Source organism: Stenotrophomonas sp. JC08 (genome assembly GCF_052180205.1).
In the GTDB taxonomy this organism is placed as follows: Bacteria; Pseudomonadota; Gammaproteobacteria; order Xanthomonadales; family Xanthomonadaceae; genus Stenotrophomonas.
Genome location: NZ_CP197473.1, coordinates 1,415,726 through 1,435,549, shown reverse-complemented (window position 1 = coordinate 1,435,549; position 19,824 = coordinate 1,415,726). Strand labels below are relative to the sequence as shown.

The window sequence follows — 19,824 nt, the reverse complement described above, 5'->3', positions numbered from 1 at the left end:
GCGGGCACACGCGCCTTGTCACGCATTCAGCCGAGGTGGCGATTGAGCGCCTGGAAGGCGATTTCATCGCGCAGGCTTTCCAGCACCATCACGCGCACGCGCCCCCTGCCCTGCACTTCCATCATCCGCTCCACATAGAACTCCGGACCCTGTTCGGTGTCCGCGCGGGTCTTGCTGAAACCATAGGGCACCACGCCCTTGTCGCCATCCTTGCTGCCACCGATATAGAGAACAACTGCCATGGTGGTCGGGTACTCCTGCTGAAACGGGAACGGCACCAGCCTAGCCAAGCGCGCGTTAGCAGGATGTACAAACAAGGTTGATGCCCTGTGACCCGGCGCTTACTGTTTCACGACAGCGCCAGCGCAACGCTCAACCGCGCCCCGGCCACCAGCCGCGCCCACTCATCGCATAGCGGTCGGCTGCGCGCTCGAAAGGATTGCGTACGCTGACACCGCCACACAGCAGGTACAGCGGCAGGAACAGCGGGCCGAGCAGCAGGTACTGGAACACATGGGCGCGCTCATGGTCACCCAGGCGCACGCGCGGGTGCTGGCAACGGCCGGCACGGTGCTCGTAGGTCAGGCACCGGCCGTCCATATCCTCACCGGTATGCAGGATCACCATGCCGAAGGTGATCGCGCCTCCCGGTCCCCAGGGCCAGCGACGGAACACCAGCGCACATTCGCGCCAGCTCCAGTAGGCGCGCGCGCCACCGGCACTGCCCAGCAGTCCGGCGCACAGGCCGATCAAGGTATTGGGCAGCGTCCACAAGGCACCGAGTACCAGTAGCACGCGCATGCCCGGGGTCGTGAAAGGATGCGCCAGGCTCATCGCGCCATGCCCGATGCGAGGGATCGCCGCGCGGTAGCCATCAATGGGTCGACTCGCGCAGCTGTTGCAGCTGCTGCAGGAACCAGGCTGCCGCATCCTGCTCGGCCACGCCGGCACAGGCCACCCGGTAAGACTTGCCGCTGACGCTGCTGCGACTGGCCGCGTGCGTGATGAACTGTTCGGCGGTAGCGGCCAGGTCGCGCTTGCGCAGGTAGTCGTACTTGCGCTGCAGATGGCGGCGTGCATCGCCACCTCCGTACCAGCGGCCGTTGCGCTGGAAACGGCATCCGGACTGCTCCAGCCCCTGCAGCAATCCGTCGATTTCGCGTTGCGCCGGCGCCGGTGTGGCGACTGCTGTCATGGAAACCGCGACCAGCACCGCAGCGAGGACCGCAGGCAGGCGCCCAGGCTTCACTGCCGCCGACTCAACCAGTCGTGGATCGCTCCCGGAACTTCGCGCTGCGCGCGTGCGGACACATAGATGCCGATATGGCCGCCGCGGAATCCCAGCTCGCTGTAATCGGCGCTGCCCACCCGCCCCCGCAGCGCCTGCGAAGCGGCCGGTGGAACCAGATGGTCCTGTTCGGCATAGATATTGAGCAGCGGCATCCGCAGCTGCATCAGGTCCACCTGTTCCTTGCCAATGTGGATATCGCCATGCATCAGGCCATTGCCCTGGTAGAACTGCTTGACGAACTGGCGGAACGCCTCGCCGGCAAGGTCGGGCGAATCGAAGATCCACTTTTCCATGCGCAGGAAATCCTCCAGCGCCTGCTTGTCATCGAGGATGTCCATCAGCCCGACGTATTTCTGCACGTTCAGGCGGAAGGGTTTGAGCATCAGGTAGCTGGCGTTCATCAGGTCGGCCGGGATATTGCCCAGCGTATCGACGAACAGGTCCACATCCACATGCCGTGCCCAGTGCGAGAGCATGTTGTCGGGCGTGTGGAAATCCACCGGCGTGACCATCGTGATCAGGTTGCGCACCTTGTGCGGGCGCAACGCGCTGTAGCACAGCGAGAACACGCCGCCCTGGCAGATGCCCAGCAGGTTCACCGGCCCGCCATCGCGCTGTCCGCGCAGGTGGTCCACCGCGCCGTCGATGTAACGCAGCAGGTAGTCCTCCAGTGTCAGGAAGCGTTCGGAGCGGTCCGGGTAGCCCCAGTCCAGCACGTACACATCCTGGCCCAGCGCCAGCAGCTTCTGCACCAGCGAGCGCCCGTCCTGCAGGTCCACCATGTAGGGGCGGTTGACCAGCGCATAGACGATCAGCAGCGGCGGCTGCGTGGAGGCCGGCTGTGTACCGACGAAGCGGTACAGCTTGACCTTGCCATCACTCCACACTTCCTCGCGCTCGGTGGCGCCGTAATCGACATCCTCCACACCGGGCAGCAGCTTCAGGCCATCGACCAGTTTGCGCTGCCACTGCAGGGTTTCCTGCAGCAGATCATCGACACCGAAGCCGAGCGGGCCCTTCATGCCTTGCCTCCGCGCCGGGGCGTGGACGTCTTGCCTGCACCGCCGGTTTTGCTGGTGGCTTTGGTGGCTTTGGTGGCTTTGGTCGTCTTGGCTGCCGGCCGGGTTGCCGGCTTGTCTGCCGCCTTCGCCGCGGGTTTTCTTGCGGCCTTGCCGGCAGTCGCGGCGGCCGGACGCGTGCCGCTGTCGGCAGCCGTGCTGGCTTGAGTGTTTGCCGCAGTTGTTTCCAGCAGGCGCCGCAGCTGCCGCTCCAATTCGGCGATGCGGCGATGGGCGCTGTCCATCTCGCTGCGGGTGGGCATGCCCATCATCTCGCAGGCACGCTCCAGCTCGCTCTGCGACGCCGCGCGCAGACGCATCTGGGCATTGGCCAGCTCCGCATAGATGCGCTGGAATTCATCCGACAGCGCCATTTTCGCGTAGGCCTCTTCAGCGGCGTCGATCCACAGATCGAACATCGCCCGGGCGCTGGTCAGCTGGCTGCCGGGCGCTTCATGCTCGGACAACTTGCCCTCGAAACGCTTGAACGCATCCTCCAGCACCGTGCGGATCGCATCGACATAGGTCTGTGCACGCGCCTGGTATTCCTGCTGCATCTTCAGCAGGGCCTGCCAGCGCGCCTGGTGCTCGCGGGCCGGGCCGAATGCCGGCGCCTTGCTCCATTCATTGCTGAAGCCGGTCTGCGCCGCACGTACCCAGTCGCGTATCCACGGCTGGTCGTCCAGTGCGTTGCCGCCACGGGCCGCGCCCAGCATCCAGTGCAACAGGTCATCGCCCTGCCCCTGCACGGCCTGCTGCCAGGCGGCTGCCACTTCCGCGGCGCTGCTGTCGCGGCCGGCGAAGCGCGCCGCCACCTGCTGCATCGTGCCCAGCCAGTCACCGGCCTGATGCTGGAAGCGTGCGCCCAGTTCCTGCACCTCGGCCGGGGTGTCGGTGGCCATCAGCCGGGTCCACTGCTCGATGCTCTCCCGCCAGGGAAATTCCGCCCCGGCGGAGGCTGCGCCGGGCGCAGGCATGGACTGGGTCCACGCCTGCCAGTAGCGCTGCATCGCGGCTTCGAAACCCGTGTTGTCGCTGTTGCCGGACCCGCTCATTGTTCCACTCCCATTTGCCCCGCGATCATAGCAACGCTGGCCATTGCCGCATCAGGGCTTGGGAATACGCAGCGTCTTGCTGATCATCAACGAGCCCGACAGCGCGAACAGCAGCACCAGCGGATGCAACTGCCATGGCCCCAGCTGCCAGCTGCCGCCCCATATCGCCGGGCCAATGGCATTGAAGTACGCCATCACCGCCAGCAGGATCACCAGCACCAGGCTGGTGGGAATCGGCGTTCCCTCGAAATACGGCACCTTGTCCGCATCACCGGCAATCGCCTCGGCGGTGACGTTGTAGCGCGCCAGCCGGCTGACCCCGCAGCAGACGAAATAGCTCAGCACCAGCCAGTCCCAGCCACCCTGCATGCCGCAGGCGTAGGCCAGCGCGGCCGGGGCGACACCGAAGGAGATCACATCGGCCAGCGAGTCCAGCTCGCGTCCCAGCGTGGAGGACGACTGCCGCCAGCGCGCGACCCGGCCATCCAGCGCATCGAAGATGAAGGCAAGCGGGATCAAGGCCATTCCGAACAGCAGGAAACCGCGCCGGCCATCCTGCAGGAAGCGCATCGCCGCGAACACCGCGCCGGTACCGCAGAAGGCGTTGGCCAGCGTGAACCAGTCGGCCAGCTGGAATTCGCGGAGCATGGAAAAGTGGCGTTTCATAGGGATCCTTGAGGCTGCAACCGCGCCAGCCTAGCGCGAAACCACGCCGATGCCGGTAGCGATTGGCAGCGGCGCTTCCGGTGCGTTCACAGGCGGGTGTAGTTCCACGACTGCATGCGCCCGTCACGGTAGGGCATCACACCATGGAACGGACGCGGGTCGGCATCGAACACCAGCGGCAGAAAATGGCGGTCGCCCTCCCACAACGGCAGTGATTCCAGCCGCTCCAGCGGCACCCATTCCAGCGTGCCCTCCGGATTGGAGTGCAGCGGCGTGCCGGTCCAGTCGTCGATGATGAAGATGAAGGCGAACCAGTCCTCGCCATTCTTGCCGAAGCCGGGCCAGCTGATGGTCCCGCGCAGGCGCGTGGTGCCGCATTCGATGCCGGCCTCCTCGCGGATCTCGCGATGCATGCAGGCCAGGATGTCCTCGTCGGTCTCCATCTTGCCGCCCAGCCCGTTGTACTTGCCCAGATGGATGTCACCGGGGCGGGTGTTGCGGTGGATCATCAGCGCCTGACTGCCATCTGCGGAGAGCACATAGCCCAGGGTGGCGAGAATCGGGGTGTAAGGCATCGCTGTCGGTCATGGCCGGTGGACCGGGCAGTATGACCGATCCGTACCGCCGCCTCAGCGCTCGAGCATCACCGCCGGACGCGGCGCCCGTGGCATTTCCAGCGAAGGCCGCAGCGTCGCCACGCCATGGCCGCGCTCGGCCAGGTACTCCAGCCACTTGCCCAGGAAGGTGTTCATCTGCAGGCGATGGCTGATCAGCTCATCGGCCGGCGGGTACATCCCCATCACGTCCTGCCAGCGGCGGCCGACGTAGCAGTGGGTGGTCTCGGTCTGCCGTGCATCGCGGTACAGGCGCAGGTACGCCGACGGATCGGGCTCGCCGGTCAGCGGGTCGCAGATGTCATAGGTCATCCGCAGCTCGACGGTATAGCGGTGGCATTCGATGACATCCAGGCGCACGTCCAGCCCGTCACCGATGGAGGAGACATGCGACCCCGGCTGCAGCCGATCCGGGGCGAACAGACGCATCAGGTGCGCGTAGTTTTCCGCATACAGCCCCATCAGCCAGCCGAGGCGGCTGAGGCGGGGAATACGACCGATACGGGGCGAGGCATGCGACATGCATCGATCCTACACGCTGGATCGCACGCGGGCAGCATCGCCAGCCGCGCGCCGGGGCTCAGAACATCTCGCGCTGCAGGTCGAAGGTGGCCAGCACCTTGCTGGAGATTTCCTCGATCGATGTGTGGGTGGTGCTCAGTGTCGGAATGCGCTCCATGCGGAACATGGTTTCCGCCGCCGCCACCTCACGCCTGCAGACCTCGGCGCTGGCATAGCGGGAGTTGGGCCGCCGCTCCTGCCGCACCTGCTGCAGCCGTTCCGGATCGATGGTCAGCCCGAACAGCTTGTTGCGGTACGGGCGCAGCCGCGGCGGCAGGCGGTCGTGCTCCAGATCCTCCTCGGTCAACGGATAGTTGGCCGCGCGGATGCCGTAATGCAGCGCCAGATAGATGCAGGTCGGCGTCTTGCCGGCCCGCGACACCGCCACCAGGATCACATCGGCCTCGTCGTAGTTCACCGCGATGCCGTCGTCATGGCTGAGCGCGAAATTCATCGCATTGATGCGGCGGTGGTAGGTGTCGAAGTCGACCATGCCGTGCGCCTGCCCGATCTTGGAATGGCGCGTTGCCTCCAGCTCCTTTTCCAGCGGCCCCATGAACGGCGTGAACACATCCAGCACCAGCGCCCCGCTCTCCTCCAGGATCAACCCCAGGCTGGAATCGACACAGGAACTGACCACGATCGGCCGCACCTTGTAATGCTCGCCAGCAGCCTTGATGCGCGCCGCCGCATCATGGGCCTTGTCGGCATCGTCCACGAACGACATGCGATCGGTAACGAAACTGAAGCCAGTGAACTGGGTCAGCAGACTGTGGCCAACCGTCTCGGCGGTGATGCCCGTGCCATCGGAAACGTAGAAAACCGGTCGAATCTCCGCCATGCGTGCTCCCCTGCAAATGTGATGCTGGCCCTCGGCCAAGCGTAAAGCCATCGGATGTCCCGAAAAAGACAAGCACAAGACAAAGTACTGTCACAAGCTTGTTTCGGCCTGGTGTGCACTGCATCATATTGGCTTCTTCCTACGGACGTGGCCATCCCAAGCCCGCCTCGGGCGATGGCCTCAACGGAGCATCGCGCTTGAACGAGAATATCCTGTGGTTGCATGAGCTGCGCCTGGCCGATCTGGCCCGCGTGGGTGGCAAGAACTCCTCGCTCGGCGAGATGATCGGCAATCTGGCCGGCCTGGGCGTTTCGGTGCCCGGCGGTTATGCCACCACCTCCGAGGCGTTCAAGGACTTCATTGCCCATAACGACCTGTCCAAGCGCATTTTCGACAAGCTGGCCACGCTGGACGTCGAGGACGTCAACGCGCTGACCGCCGCCGGCAAGGAAATCCGTGACTGGGTCATCGATGCCCCGCTGCAGCCGCAGCTGGACAAGGACATCCGCGATGCCTACGCCAAGCTGAGCGCCGAGAACGGCGGCGGTGATATCGCCGTGGCCGTGCGCTCTTCGGCCACCGCCGAAGACCTGCCGGACGCCTCCTTCGCCGGCCAGCAGGAAACCTTCCTCAACGTGACTGGTGCCGACGATGTCGTGCACAAGGTCAAGGAAGTGTTCGCCTCGCTGTACAACGACCGCGCCATCGCCTACCGCGTGCACCACGGCTTCAAGCACGAGGACGTGTTCCTGTCGGCCGGCGTGCAGCTGATGGTGCGCTCGGGCGTGGGCTCGTCGGGCGTGCTGTTCACCCTGGACACCGAATCCGGCTTCCGCGACGTGGTGTTCGTCACCGCTTCGCACGGGCTGGGCGAGATGGTCGTGCAGGGCGCGGTCAACCCGGACGAATTCTACGTCTACAAGCCCACCCTGCAGGCTGGCAAGCCGGCGATCCTGCGCCGCGCACTGGGCTCCAAGGCCATCCGCATGGTCTATTCGGATGTGCCGGGCGAGCGCGTCAAGATCGAGGACACCCCGGCCGAGCTGCGCAACACCTTCTCCGTCAGCGATGAAGATGTGCATGAGCTGTCCAGGCAGGCGCTGGTCATCGAAAAGCATTACGGCCGCCCGATGGATATCGAGTGGGCCAAGGACGGTGTCAGCGGCAAGCTGTTCATCGTGCAGGCGCGCCCGGAAACAGTGAAGTCGCGCAGCCACGCCACCCAGATCGAGCGCTTCGCGCTGACCGAAAAGGGCGGCAACGTGCTGGTGGAAGGCCGTGCGGTCGGCGCCAAGATCGGCTCGGGCGTGGCCCGCGTGGTCAAGACGCTGGACGACATGAACCGCGTGCAGCCCGGTGACGTGCTGATCGCCGACATGACCGATCCCGACTGGGAGCCGGTGATGAAGCGCGCCTCGGCCATCGTCACCAACCGTGGTGGCCGCACCTGCCACGCCGCGATCATCGCGCGCGAGCTGGGCGTGCCGGCCGTGGTCGGCTCGGGCAATGCGACGCAGATGATCGAGGACGGCCAGGAAGTGACCGTCAGCTGCGCCGAAGGCGACACCGGCTTCATCTATGCCGGCAAGCTGGCCTTTGAACGCACCACCACCGATCTGGGCAACATGCCGCCGGCACCGCTGAAGATCATGATGAACGTGGCCAATCCGGAACGTGCCTTCGACTTCGGCCAGCTGCCGAACGCCGGCATCGGCTTGGCCCGTCTGGAAATGATCATCGCCAGCCACATCGGCATCCACCCGAATGCACTGCTGGAATACGACAAGCAGGATGCGGCCACCAAGAAGAAGATCGACGAGAAGATCGCCGGCTACAAGGATCCGGTGAGCTTCTACGTTGACCGCCTGGCCGAAGGCATCGCCACCCTGACCGCCTCGGTGGCGCCGAACCCGGTGATCGTGCGCCTGTCGGACTTCAAGTCCAACGAATACGCCAACCTGATCGGCGGCAACAACTACGAGCCGCACGAAGAGAACCCGATGATCGGCTTCCGCGGTGCCAGCCGTTACGTCGATCCGTCCTTCTCCAAGGCGTTCGCTCTGGAATGCCAGGCCGTGTTGCGCGTGCGCAACGAGATGGGCCTGGAGAACCTGTGGGTGATGATCCCGTTCGTGCGCACCCTGGAAGAAGGCCGCAAGGTGGTCGAAGTGCTCGCCGCCAATGGCCTGAAGCAGGGCGAGAACGGCCTGAAGATCATCATGATGTGCGAAGTGCCGTCCAACGCACTGCTGGCCGACGAGTTCCTGGAGATCTTCGACGGCTTCTCGATCGGCTCCAACGACCTGACCCAGCTGACCCTGGGCCTGGACCGCGATTCCTCGATCGTCGCGCACCTGTTCGACGAGCGGAACCCGGCGGTGAAGAAGCTGCTGTCGCTGGCGATCAAGGCCGCCCGCGCCAAGGGCAAATACGTCGGCATCTGCGGTCAGGGCCCGTCCGACCATCCGGATCTGGCCGAATGGCTGATGCAGGAAGGCATCGAGTCGGTGTCGCTGAATCCGGACACCGTGGTCGACACCTGGCTGCGCCTGGCCAAGCTCAAGGCCAACGGCTGATCCGCCGCAAGTTGCACAGACAAAACCCCGCACTGCGGGGTTTTGTTTTAGGTAGTCTCGATCTGGATGGAGCCCCGGACCCACCGCTGATGCCCTGCTCTAGCGAAGCGGTTGGCAGCACCACACAACACCCGGCAACATGCGCTGCCGGCCGATCGGCTCAGGCGGGAAACCGCTTTGCCAGCGCGCCGTAGGCCAGCCGCACCGGCTCGAAGCCGTACTTCTGCTCCAGCCGCTTGACGATGAAATGCCCGCGCGCCATGTCCTGGTAGTAGTCGGTGAACATCGTGTTCAACGTCGCACCCGCCACCGCGCCGATGATCGGCACCGCCTGGGCGGCAAATTTCTCCGTCACCACCACGCCGAAACGGGCGGCGACCTTTTCCACGACCTTCGCCAGCCACTTCCCCGCCTCCTTCGGCGCAAGGCCAAGGACCAGGCCGTGGCTGCCACTGGCCGCCGTGCCGACCAGCTCGGCCGACAGGTGCCGCATCACCTCGCTGGTGAAGCCACGTGCCAGGTAATAACCGGTTTCACTGGCGTCATCCTGGCCGCTGTTGCCACCCAGCGCGAACACCTCCAGGCAGGCCTGGCGGGTAGCGTAGTCGTTCAAATCGAAGCCTTCGCTGCGGGCGATATCGGCCACCGCACGCATGATGATCGTCGTCGACAGCGGCAGCTCCACCGCCAGCGCCGGCAGTCCACCCAGCCCGCCCAGCGCACCGGATGCGGCCGCGGCCAGCTTGTGCAGGTGCGGCGATGCCGACTTGCCCGGCTGCTGGCGATCCATGCTCCACAGCGCGGTCTGCGTGGCCTTGTACAGCGCCGCCTCGGTGACGCTGTGGATCCGTGCAGACACCGCGGCCGGCAGCTTGCGTACCGCGAACTCCAGCGGCGAGCCGACCAGGTTGGCCATTTTCGCCGTCAGCGTCGGCGCCTCCAGCAATGCCACCGCCCGCTGCAGATCCGCCCAGTCACGGGTATCGGCGCGGATATCGGCTGGCATCGGGATCACCTCGTGCATGGCCCCAATCATAGCCGCCACGCCTTGAATACAAAGCACTCCGTACTTCCGTGCCACCGGTCCGAACATGCCGCAAACCCGGTGGCAACGGCACCTGCCCGCAGCGTGGCTACAGACAGGCGTTGCGCCTCAGGCTTCAGGCAGGCCCGCCAGCGCCCCCATGAACTGGCGGTAGTGGCGCAGCTCGTCGATGGAGTCCTTGGCATCACTCAGCGCGGTATGGCTGGAGGTCTTGCTGACGCCCGCCGCGACCGTCGGCGCCCAGCGTTTGGCCAGTTCCTTGATCGTGGAGACATCCAGATTGCGGTAGTGGAAATACTTTTCCAGCCGTGGCATCTGCCGGTGCAGGAAGCGGCGGTCCTGGCAGATCGAATTGCCACACATCGGCGAGGCGCCGGCCTTGATCCACTCCTGCAGGAACACGATGGTCTGCGCTTCGGCCTGGCCCAGCGTGGTGGTGCTGTCGAGCACCCGCTGCCACAGCCCCGAGCGCTGGTGCTGGTTGCGGTTCCATTCGTCCATCGCCTCCAGCGTCGCCAGCGGATGCGAGATGGCGAACTCCGGCCCTTCGGCCAGAATGTTGAGCTGTGCGTCGGTCACGACGGTGGCGATCTCGATGATCGAATCGTTGTCGGTATCGAGCCCGGTCATTTCCAGGTCAATCCAGATCAGGCGATCTGCGCCGTTGCTGTTGTCCGTCATTTGCTGCCTCTGGGAAGGGCATCGGCGTTGCCACCGATGCCGAAATATCGACCGCCTATGATAGGACAACGCGACACGCGCACCCGCCGCCGGGCCGATCCGGTCAACTCAGCGGCGTTCGATCACGAACTTGCCGAAGCCGATTCCCAGACTCCAGCCCTGCCCGGTACCGGCCAGCGCCAGCGACACATTCCCCTTGGTCATCACATGGGCATCGGTCGCCTTGGAGGCGCTGGCATGCACCTCGGCCGCGGCATAGGTGCCGACCAGATCATTCAACGACTGGGCGCCGGTGAACCGGCCGCGCCCATCGGTGATCCGGGTCTTGCCGACGGTGAGGCCACCGCCCTTGGCAGTGATTTTCACCGGGAAGCTGGCGCCGTTGTCGCAAGTCACCGTCCCGGTGCCCTCGGCGGTCTTGTAGAACACCGACCAGCCGGCGAGGTTGTAGCGCAACTGGCAGTCGATATTGCCCGCCGCCTGCGCGGCCGGTGCCATTGCCGCCAATACCACTAAAGCAAGCGTGCTACGGATCCATTTCATGGTGTTGCGCCCTCGTGCTTGACTGCCCGCGAGCGTAGCAGCCGATCGGCAGACAGGAAGCCGGACGCGCAAGCGTGTCCGGCCAGCGTTCAGCGAGCCACCACCGGGCCGGCCAGGGTGAAATCGTCGGCATCGAGCATCGCCGGGAAACGCTCGCGGTGCGCGGCCAGTGCGGCGGCCGAGATCGTGGTGGTCACCACCTGCTCGCGCTCACGGATTTCGACCTGCGGCTGGCCGAGGAAGTCGATCACCGCGCTGTCGCCGGAATAGTGCAGGTTGTTGCCGTCCACGCCGACGCGGTTGACGATGGCCACGTAGCACAGGTTCTCGATCGCCCGCGCCCGGGCCAGCGTCTGCCACGCATAGGCGCGCGAGGACGGCCAGTTGGCGACGAAGATCTGCAGGTCGAAATCCATCTGCCCGGCCCGCTCCACATCGAAACGGTTGCGACAGAACACCGGGAAACGCAGGTCGTAGCAGACCTGCGGATTGATCCGCCAACCCTTCCATTCCACGCACAGCCGTTCGTTGCCGGCGGCATAGCGCTTGTGTTCGCCGCCATAGCGGAACAGGTGGCGCTTGTCATACCAGTGCAGCTCACCGCCGGGCGTGGCCCACAGCAGGCGGTTGAAGACCTTGCCGTCCACACGCAACTGCACGCTGCCAGTGACCACCGCATCCAGTTCACGCGCCTGCGCGCGGATCCAGGCCACGGTCGGCCCGTCCATGTCCTCGGCCTGGTCGATGGCGTCGTTGGAAAAGCCGCTGGTGAAGGTCTCCGGCAGGATCACCAGATCGGTACTGCCGGCCAGCGGCGCCAGCAGCGCGGCGTAATGCACGCGATTGGCAGCCGGGTCATGCCAGCGGGTGTCGCCCTGTACCAGCGAAATGCGCAGATCCTGCATGGGGCTCTCCGTACTCACAGCTTCTGCAGGCGCTCGATCGCCGCATCCAGGGTGGCGTCGTTCTTGGCGAAACACAGGCGCACCAGTCGCTGCCCCGCCGGCGGGGTTTCGTAGAACGGCGACAACGGAATGGCGGTGACGCCCTTCTCGATGGTCAGCCACTTCACGAACTCGTGGTCGGGCAGATCGCTGATGGCCGAGTAATCGACCAGTTGGAAGTAGCCACCCGGCACCGGCAGCGGCTTCAGCCGGGTGGTCAGCAATTGCTCGCGGAAGCGGTCGCGCTTGTCCTGGTAGAACGCACCCAGCTCCAGATGGTGCTCGGGTTCATCGCGGATCATCGCGGCAAAGCCGTACTGTGCCGGGCTGTAGGTGGTGAAGGTGTTGTACTGGTGCACCTTGCGGAACTCGGCACTCAGCGCCGACGGCGCGATCGCGTAGCCGATCTTCCAGCCGGTGCAGTGGTAGGTCTTGCCGAAGCTCGAAATCACGAAGGCGCGCTCGCGCAGTTCCGGATAGCGCAGCGCCGATTCGTGCCGGGCACCGTCATAGATGATGTGTTCGTAGACCTCGTCGGAGATCAGGTAGATGTCGGTGCCACGCAGCACTTCGATCAGCGCCTGCATGTCGGCAGCCGAGAGCATCGCACCGGACGGATTGTGCGGGGTGTTGACCATCAGCATCCGCGTTTTCGGCGTGATCGCCGCGCGCACCTTGTCCCAGTCCACCGCGAAGGTCTGCGGATCCAACGCCACATGCACGGCGCGCGCGCCGGCCAGGTCGATCGCCGGCTCGTAGCAGTCGTAGGCCGGGTCGAGCACGATGACCTCGTCGCCGGCACGCACCACCGCGTGGATCGCGTTGAAGATCGCCTCGGTGCCACCGGAGGTGACGGTGATCTCCGTTTCCGCGTCAACCTGCGCGCCGTAGCAATCCAGCACCTTCTGCGCGATGGCGTGCCGCAGCGGCGCCACGCCGGTCATGGGTGCGTACTGGTTGAAACCCTCGCGCATGGCCTTGGCGGTTTCATCGATGAGCCGTTGCGGTGCCGGGAAATCAGGGAAGCCCTGGCCCAGGTTGACGGCACCATGTTCGGCGGCCATCTGCGACATCACGGTGAAGATGGTGGTGCCCACCTTGGGCAGCTTGGTCTGCGGTTGCATCGGTACAGGAACGCCGTGGAAGAGAACCGCGAGTGTAAGCAAAACCGCCGGCAAGGGCCTTCCACGCGCATCCGCCGCCGCGCTGGCCTGCGGGTGCAGGTCTATAATGGCAACGCCCCGCCGTGCTGTCGGGCCGCGCACCCACCCATGGACGGAAACGCCCGAGCCGATGTCCCAGCCCTCCAACACCCCGCCGCTGCTTGCTGCACGCGGCCTGCGCTTCAGCCGTAACGATGAGCCGGTGTTCGGGCCGCTGGACCTGCATGTGGATGCCGGCGAGGCGCTGCTGGTGCAAGGCGGCAACGGTGCCGGCAAAACCACCCTGCTGCGGGTGCTGGCTGGATTGCTGCGTCCGGATGCCGGGCAGATCGAAATCGATGGACGTCCGGCCAACAGCAGTGACCGCTCCCGCTATATCGCCTACCTCAGCCATCTCACCGCGCTCAAGCAGGATCTGGGTGCGCTGGAGAACCTGCATTTCCTGTGCGGGCTGCAAGGCCGGCGGACACGGCAGATGCCGGGCAACGCGCTGGCCATCGTCGGCCTGGCCGGCTATGAGGACACGCTGGCGCGACAGCTCTCCGCCGGACAGAAAAAGCGCCTTTCACTGGCCCGGCTGTGGTTGTCGCCGGCACCGCTGTGGCTGCTGGACGAGCCCTACGCCAACCTCGACCTGGATGGCATCAACCTGGTCAACCGCATGATCTCCGCGCACCTGCGCAGTGGTGGCGCCACGCTGGTCACCACCCACGGCGCCTACGCCGCGCCACCGGTGCGCAACCGTACGCTCACCCTTGGCAACAGCACGACCGCGGAGGCGCTGGTATGAGTCTGCCCGGCCCCCAGCCCAGCCTGCTCGATGCCGCCCGGGCGCTGCTCGTGCGCGACCTGAAACTGCTGTGGCGTCGCCGTGGCGATGCCGCGCAGCCGATCCTGTTCGCGGTACTGGTCGTGGCCCTGTTCGCGCTGGCCCTGGGCGGCGAGCCGCGCCAGCTGCAGAGCGTGGCTGCGGCGGTGCTGTGGCTGTCGGTACTGCTGGCCGGCCTGCTGTCACTGGACACCCTGTTCCGCGGCGATGCCGAAGACGGCTCGCTGGAGCAATGGCTGCTGTCGCCGGTGCCGTTGGCGTGGCTGGTCGCAGTGCGGGTGTTCTCGCACTGGCTGACCACCGCATTCCCGCTGGTACTGGTCAGCCCGCTGCTGGCCGAACTGATGCAGCTGCCGCGCGAGCAGTTGCCTGTGCTGGTCACCTCGCTGGCACTGGGAACACCATTGCTCAGCCTGCTCGGTGCGGTGGTTGCCGCGCTCACTGTGGGCATGCGTCGTGCCGGCATCCTGCTGGCGCTGCTGGTGCTGCCGCTGTACGTGCCGGTACTGGTGTTCGGCACCGGCGCGGTGGCGGCAGCAGCGCAGGGCTTTGATGCCAGCGGCGCCTTGCTGATGCTCGGTGCCGGCCTTGTGGTCAGCTGCGTGCTCGCCCCGCTGACCGCGGCAGCGGCGATCCGCATCGCCAGCCACTGAGCACTGCCTGCGCTATTCTCGGCGTCTGCTCCAGTCCGTAGACGCCACGTTCCATGCCCGACCGGAATCCGCTGCCTGCTCCGCCACTGCTGAAACCCTCGCTGCCGCCCCGCCCCGCCGTGGAGATGCAGCGCCGTGGTGAACTGCGGGTAGAAAAATTTCTGGACGCGGCCACCGAGGTCTTCAACGAAAAGGGCTACCAGAGCGCACGACTGTCGGACATCGTCAAGCGCGCCGGCGGCTCCCTGGCCACGCTCTACCGCGCCTTCGGTGACAAGGAAGGCCTGGTGCACGCGCTGATGGAAAAGAGCATCCACGACTTCGGCCAGAGTCTGGAGGAGCTGCTGCGCTCGCCGCTGCCGCCACAGCAGGCACTGGAACAGGCCGCCTGCCGGATGGTCGAGGAAATCCTCACCCCGGCGCGCATCGCGTGCCACCGCATCGTGATCTCCGAAGGCCTCAACCAGCCCGCCTTGCGGGACTGGTTCCATGCCCATGGCGTGGAACCGATGGAAGCCCTGCTCAGCCGGTATTTCACCAGGCAGACGCGGGCTGGAACGCTGTACATCGACGACTGCGACCGCGCGGCCAACGATTTCTACATGCTGATCATCGGCGGGCTGATCCTGCGCTCGATCAACGGCCGCATCGACGCCAGCAACATCCCGCAGGCGCAGCGTGACGCCTGTGCGGCGGTGCAGCTGTTCCTCAACGGCGCCCTGCCCCGGAGCTGAGCGGCACCTTGCTGCATCGCAACTTGACCTGAACGCAAGCTGTCGCAAGATTGAGCCGTAATCATCGTTACGCTGTATCGCCCAGTGCCCTGCAGGAACCCACCTGAGGAGAGCGTCGTGCGGTTCTATCTCGCGTTCGTGATGCTGCTTGCCACCGCCCTGCTGGTCTCCGCCGCCTGGCTCACGCCGGTCAAGGCCGATGCCTCGGCACAGGCGGTCAAACTCCCCGAGACCCACTTTGCCTCCGCACAAGCCGGGCACGCTTTTTCCGCACCACCCGGCTTTGCCGATGCGGTACCGGCCCGCAACCGTGAGCACCCGGACGCGAAAATGGTTGGCCAGCAGGTCTGCACCGCCTGCCACAGCAAGGAAAACGACAATTTCGCCCATACCGCGCATGCCATGGGCATGCAGGTCGCACTGGCCGCCAATCCGGCAACCGCCACCTGCGAGGCCTGCCATGGCCCCGGTTCGGTGCATGCGGCCAATCCCACGCAGAAAGGCGCGATCATCGCTTTCAGCCATGACGGCGGAACCCCTGCCGCCAACCAGACCGAAAGCTGTCTGGGCTGCCATTCCGGCGGACCACGCGATGCCTGGCTGGGCTCGATCCACCAGCGCAACGACCTGTCGTGCAGCGACTGCCACAACCCGATGGTCAAGTTCTCGGCCGAAGGCCTGACCGCCAAGCAGTCGGTCAGCGAAACCTGCGCCACCTGCCACAAGGACATCCGCCAGCAGTTCAACCGCCGCTCGCACATGCCGCTGCCGGAGGGCGCGATCAGCTGTGTGGATTGCCACAATCCGCACGGCACGCTCAACGCCACCCTGCTCAAGACCGATACCGTCAACGAGACCTGCTACCAGTGCCACGCGGAGAAGCGCGGCCCGTTCCTGTTCGAACACGCGCCGGTCCGCGAAAGCTGCCTGAACTGCCATCAGGTGCACGGATCCAACCAGCATGCCTTGCTGGTCGCACCGATCCCGATGCTGTGCCAGCAGTGCCATTCACACACCCGCCACCCCAACGACCTGCAAACGGAAATTTCACTCGGCGGCGCGATGACGCCGGATGAACGTCTGATGGGACGCGGCTGCATCACCTGCCACGCGCAGGTGCACGGCTCCAACCACCCCTCCGGCCCACGTCTGCACAAGTGACGGGAGAACGCCATGTGCGCACGGATTCGTTCACGGAACTGTCGCGGCTCGCTGCTGTCGCTGGCCCTGATCGCCGGTTTTGCCCAGGCCCAGGACAGCGGCACCGGGACTGACCTGCAGTTCGGCAACTGGCTCGACCCGGCCGGTCGCATCGGCTGGGAGGGCTGCGATCCTGACGGCGGCAGCTGGCTGAACGCGGAGAACAAGCGCACACCGACCGGCTTCCTGTATGGCTGCGCGCCCCGTCTGGCCGAGGCCAAACCACTGGGTGACAACGGCTGGCGCTATACCGGCGCTGTCGCGCTGGGCTACCTGCATCTGGGTGGCGACGAGGACAACAGCAACTGGCGTCGTTTCCGCGATGCGGATGATGGTGTGATCCTGCAGGCCAACTTCAGCCTCACCCGCGCCAGCGATGGCAGCTACGCCGACGTACGGCTGAGCCGGCTCAGCCGTGACAACCAGTATTACCGTGCGGTAATCGGCCAGGCCGGACGCTACAAGGTGCAGGCTTTCGTGCGCAGCACGCCGAATGTGCTCAGCACCAACGCGCGCTCGATCTGGGACGGCGTGGGCAGCGCCCACCTGACCCTGAAACCGGGACTCACCGCTGCCGGCAGCAGTTCCGCGCAGGTGGCCGCGGTGTCCGCGGCACAACCCTTCAGCACCTTGAGCGTGGTCCGTGACAAACAGGGCGTGAGCATCAACTACCTGCTCAACCCGCGCTGGAGCGGCTACGCCAGCCTTACCCATGAGGAGCGCACTGGCGCCCGCCCCTTCGGCGGCCCGTTCTTCTTCAACTATCCGTTCCCGGCCAACGGTGGCATCTACGAGATCCCGCGTCCGATCAACGACAGCACGCTCAACTTCACCGGCGGGTTCCGCTTCGTCGGCAACGTGTGGCGCACCGATTTCAGCTACACCGGCTCGTTCTTCCGCAACGCCTACAGCGCCTATGACTACCAGGTGCCGTATGGCCTGTACTCGGTGGCCGGTGCCTATACCCCGCCGTTGTACCAGGGCTCGTTCGCCTATGAGCCGGAGAACGACTACCACCGCCTCGGCACCACCTTCGGCCGCAAGCTGTCCACATGGAATGGCGATTTCTCGGTGAATCTCGCGCTCACGACCATGCGCCAGAACGACCGGCTGCTACCGCCGATGGATTGCCAGGGCCAGTTCGGGCAGACGCTGGCGCCTCCCTTCATCGCCGATTGCGCCAACTGGAACACCACCGACGCACTATCCAAAAAGCGCGCCGGGCTGGCGATCGACAACCAGAAAGTGGATGCGCGACTGGTGTTCCTGCCCAGCGACACGCTCACCTGGCGCAGCAGCGGACGCTACCTGCGCGAGGATTACAGCGGCACCTACTGGGCCTACAACCCGCTGACCGACCAGTACGGCTACATCGCCGAAAACGGCTCGCAGGGCAGCGTGGTGCCCGGCGAAATGGGCCTGTGGGACCGCGGCCCGAACGCCTCGGTACTGACCCGCATCCGCAACCTGCCACTGGACAAGGAAACCAGCGAGGTCTCGACCGGCCTCGATTACCGCCTGGACAGCAGGAACACCCTGTCGGCCGGCTACAGCTTCACCCGCATCGAGCGCGCCCATCGCGAGGTCGGCACCACCCACGACAACCAGCTCAAGCTCGGCTGGAACAACCGCACGCTCGACTGGCTGACCTTCCGCGCCAACTATTCTTGGCTGGACCGCAGCGGCAGCGACTATTACTACAACCCGTACGAATTCACCTTCTCCAGTTCGCTGCCCGGCTTTGTCGGTGCCGACGCGCTGAGCCCGCATACCGTCTCGGCCCTGCGCAAATACGACATCGCCTCGCGCACCCAGCAGAAACTGGACCTGATGGCCACCTTCATCCTGCCGCATGAAATGACGGTCTACGCCTCCTTCCGTGGCGACCGCAACCGGTACGACGCACAACTTGGCCGCCAGCGCTTCGACACCTGGGCCAGCAGCGTGCAATGGGAGTGGCAGCCCAATCCCGACACCACCGCCAGTGCCTGGTACGGGCATGACCGCTCCACCCTGGCGGTCGCCAACGTCAATGACGCCATCCCCAGCACCGATCCGACGCTGGGCGGCAGCACCTATCCCGACGCATCGCGCTGGTGGATGGATGACGCCCAGCGCAACCACTACGCCGGCCTGAACTTCACCCGCCGCCTGGGTCGCACCACCCTGGACCTGGCCTGGAACTGGACCTCCTCGCGCGGCACCACCCGCTACCGGATGAATTCGGCCGATGCCTTGACCATGCCCGCCAATGCCGCGCTGACCAGCGGCCGCTATCCGGTCATGGTCTACCGGGTGAATGCATTGACCGCCGGCATCGCCCTGCCACTGGGGCAACGCACGCGCCTGCGGCTCTTCAATACCTACGAACGCGGCAACCTGTCCGACTGGCACTACTTCGGATTCGAGGACACGCTGGTCTACGACCACCGCGTCTACACCGACGGCGGCCCGTCCAACTACCGCGTCAATCTGTTCGGGATGATGGTCGAGGTGCAGCTATGAAACCGTTGCTTCTGCTGCCGGGCATCCTCTTCGGTATCGCTCTGACCTTGGGTACTGCCCAGGCGCAGACCGAGGATGAAGCTGGGCAAATCCCTGCCTCCGAACTGAAGCCCCGCTATCTGGATCTGCGCGTGGCACCGCGCATCACCGGCGATATCGCCGCCGGCAAGGCCAAGGCACAGGTGTGCAGCGTCTGCCATGGGGATGATGGCTACACCGCCACCGCACCGTCCTTTCCCAACATTGGCGGCCAGCATGCCGACTTTGCCTACTGGCAACTGGTCGAACTCAAGCGGGGACGGCATCCGTCGCCGATGACGCCGCTGGTCAGCACCCTCAGCGACCAGGACATGCGCGACATGGCGGTGTATTACGCCAGCCTGCCAGCGCCGGCTGCCGCAGCAGCGCCGGCGGAAACTGCCGATGAACCCCTGGACACGGCACTGGTGGAACGCGGCCATGTGCTGTATCTGCAGGGTGACACGGAGAAAGGCATTCCGCCCTGCCAGGGCTGCCACGGCAGTGATGCCCGCGGCATGCCCGGCGCCGACAGCCCCAACCGGAACGGGCACACGCCCTACGCCTCCTTCCCGTCGTTGCGCGGCCAGCACGCGGTTTATCTGCAGAGCAAGCTCGCTGAATACCACAACAGCGATCTGCGCGACTCCACCAGTGACTTCATCATGGGCGCTGTCGGCAAGCGGCTGGATGCCGAGAGTATCCAGGCGGTCTCGGCCTGGCTTTCCACCTTGCCGCACGACTGAACATGAATAAACGCCGGCGATGGCGGCGCTTGCCATTCGGTAATTTCAGTTACAGGATCATCCCGTCCCCGTCCGTCAGGGACCCACCATTCCCCACACAG

At 65.4% G+C, this 19,824-nt stretch carries 21 protein-coding genes; 7 read left to right on the top strand and 14 right to left on the bottom strand.

The window, feature by feature from the left end:
• Window positions 1-26: 26 nt before the first annotated feature.
• From ACSBPQ_RS06575 to ppsR, 9 genes are all read right to left on the bottom strand, one after another.
• Window positions 27-242 carry a hypothetical protein gene (locus ACSBPQ_RS06575; RefSeq protein WP_442684229.1) on the bottom strand — a complete coding sequence of 72 codons (216 nt, stop codon included), beginning with the start codon at window positions 240-242 and terminating at the stop codon, window positions 27-29.
• Between the two features lie 130 nt (window positions 243-372).
• Entirely contained in the window at window positions 373-801 is a 429-nt protein-coding gene (locus ACSBPQ_RS06570) for a hypothetical protein (protein WP_442684228.1), read from the bottom strand.
• Window positions 802-874: 73 nt separating this feature from the next.
• Complete coding sequence (locus ACSBPQ_RS06565; RefSeq protein ID WP_442684227.1) at window positions 875-1,195, bottom strand: DUF5329 family protein; 321 nt, start codon at window positions 1,193-1,195, stop codon at window positions 875-877.
• Window positions 1,196-1,245: 50 nt separating this feature from the next.
• Window positions 1,246-2,313: a class III poly(R)-hydroxyalkanoic acid synthase subunit PhaC gene (phaC, locus tag ACSBPQ_RS06560; RefSeq protein ID WP_442684226.1), complete on the bottom strand. Its 1,068-nt coding sequence runs from the start codon at window positions 2,311-2,313 to the stop codon at window positions 1,246-1,248.
• Window positions 2,310-3,404, bottom strand: a complete 1,095-nt coding sequence (phaE, locus tag ACSBPQ_RS06555) for a class III poly(R)-hydroxyalkanoic acid synthase subunit PhaE (RefSeq protein ID WP_442684225.1) — start codon at window positions 3,402-3,404, stop codon at window positions 2,310-2,312. The genes phaC and phaE overlap by 4 nt, the downstream gene beginning before the upstream one ends.
• A gap of 51 nt (window positions 3,405-3,455) precedes the next feature.
• Complete coding sequence (locus ACSBPQ_RS06550) at window positions 3,456-4,070, bottom strand: CDP-alcohol phosphatidyltransferase family protein (protein ID WP_442684224.1); 615 nt, start codon at window positions 4,068-4,070, stop codon at window positions 3,456-3,458.
• Window positions 4,071-4,156: 86 nt separating this feature from the next.
• Window positions 4,157-4,645: an NUDIX hydrolase gene (locus tag ACSBPQ_RS06545; protein ID WP_442684223.1), complete on the bottom strand. Its 489-nt coding sequence runs from the start codon at window positions 4,643-4,645 to the stop codon at window positions 4,157-4,159.
• A gap of 54 nt (window positions 4,646-4,699) precedes the next feature.
• Complete coding sequence (locus tag ACSBPQ_RS06540; protein WP_442684222.1) at window positions 4,700-5,206, bottom strand: DUF1249 domain-containing protein; 507 nt, start codon at window positions 5,204-5,206, stop codon at window positions 4,700-4,702.
• A 58-nt stretch (window positions 5,207-5,264) separates the two neighbouring features.
• Window positions 5,265-6,086, bottom strand: coding sequence for a posphoenolpyruvate synthetase regulatory kinase/phosphorylase PpsR (ppsR, locus tag ACSBPQ_RS06535; protein ID WP_442684221.1), 822 nt, complete (start codon window positions 6,084-6,086; stop codon window positions 5,265-5,267).
• Window positions 6,087-6,283: 197 nt separating this feature from the next.
• Between ppsR and ppsA the strand changes: the two genes are divergently transcribed.
• Window positions 6,284-8,662, top strand: a complete 2,379-nt coding sequence (ppsA, locus tag ACSBPQ_RS06530; protein WP_442684220.1) for a phosphoenolpyruvate synthase — start codon at window positions 6,284-6,286, stop codon at window positions 8,660-8,662.
• Window positions 8,663-8,822: 160 nt separating this feature from the next.
• On the opposite strand, the gene ACSBPQ_RS06525 is transcribed toward ppsA, so the two are convergent.
• The 5 genes from ACSBPQ_RS06525 to ACSBPQ_RS06505 all read right to left on the bottom strand — a co-directional run bounded on the left by ACSBPQ_RS06525 (window position 8,823) and on the right by ACSBPQ_RS06505 (window position 12,999).
• A complete protein-coding gene (locus tag ACSBPQ_RS06525; protein WP_442684219.1) occupies window positions 8,823-9,686 on the bottom strand; it encodes an EcsC family protein in 864 nt (287 codons plus the stop codon).
• A 129-nt stretch (window positions 9,687-9,815) separates the two neighbouring features.
• Window positions 9,816-10,388: an oligoribonuclease gene (orn, locus tag ACSBPQ_RS06520; protein WP_442684218.1), complete on the bottom strand. Its 573-nt coding sequence runs from the start codon at window positions 10,386-10,388 to the stop codon at window positions 9,816-9,818.
• Between the two features lie 108 nt (window positions 10,389-10,496).
• The gene (locus tag ACSBPQ_RS06515) at window positions 10,497-10,931 is read right to left on the bottom strand and encodes a hypothetical protein (protein ID WP_442684217.1); all 435 of its coding nucleotides are present in this window, start codon (window positions 10,929-10,931) and stop codon (window positions 10,497-10,499) included.
• 89 nt (window positions 10,932-11,020) lie between these two features.
• Window positions 11,021-11,836, bottom strand: coding sequence for an amidohydrolase (locus ACSBPQ_RS06510; RefSeq protein WP_442684216.1), 816 nt, complete (start codon window positions 11,834-11,836; stop codon window positions 11,021-11,023).
• 14 nt (window positions 11,837-11,850) lie between these two features.
• Complete coding sequence (locus tag ACSBPQ_RS06505; RefSeq protein ID WP_442684215.1) at window positions 11,851-12,999, bottom strand: pyridoxal phosphate-dependent aminotransferase; 1,149 nt, start codon at window positions 12,997-12,999, stop codon at window positions 11,851-11,853.
• 169 nt (window positions 13,000-13,168) lie between these two features.
• Between ACSBPQ_RS06505 and ccmA the strand changes: the two genes are divergently transcribed.
• From ccmA to ACSBPQ_RS06475, 6 genes are all read left to right on the top strand, one after another.
• Window positions 13,169-13,828 carry a heme ABC exporter ATP-binding protein CcmA gene (ccmA, locus tag ACSBPQ_RS06500; RefSeq protein ID WP_442684214.1) on the top strand — a complete coding sequence of 220 codons (660 nt, stop codon included), beginning with the start codon at window positions 13,169-13,171 and terminating at the stop codon, window positions 13,826-13,828.
• Window positions 13,825-14,520, top strand: a complete 696-nt coding sequence (gene ccmB, locus ACSBPQ_RS06495; protein ID WP_442684213.1) for a heme exporter protein CcmB — start codon at window positions 13,825-13,827, stop codon at window positions 14,518-14,520. The genes ccmA and ccmB overlap by 4 nt, the downstream gene beginning before the upstream one ends.
• 53 nt (window positions 14,521-14,573) lie before the next feature.
• Window positions 14,574-15,254 (top strand): TetR/AcrR family transcriptional regulator, encoded by a 681-nt coding sequence (locus tag ACSBPQ_RS06490; RefSeq protein ID WP_442684212.1) that lies wholly within the window; start codon window positions 14,574-14,576, stop codon window positions 15,252-15,254.
• 117 nt (window positions 15,255-15,371) lie between these two features.
• A complete protein-coding gene (locus ACSBPQ_RS06485) occupies window positions 15,372-16,415 on the top strand; it encodes a DmsE family decaheme c-type cytochrome (RefSeq protein WP_442684211.1) in 1,044 nt (347 codons plus the stop codon).
• A gap of 12 nt (window positions 16,416-16,427) precedes the next feature.
• Window positions 16,428-18,959: an MtrB/PioB family outer membrane beta-barrel protein gene (locus ACSBPQ_RS06480; RefSeq protein ID WP_442684210.1), complete on the top strand. Its 2,532-nt coding sequence runs from the start codon at window positions 16,428-16,430 to the stop codon at window positions 18,957-18,959.
• Window positions 18,956-19,723, top strand: coding sequence for a c-type cytochrome (locus ACSBPQ_RS06475; protein ID WP_442684209.1), 768 nt, complete (start codon window positions 18,956-18,958; stop codon window positions 19,721-19,723). The genes ACSBPQ_RS06480 and ACSBPQ_RS06475 overlap by 4 nt, the downstream gene beginning before the upstream one ends.
• Window positions 19,724-19,824: the final 101 nt, after the last annotated feature.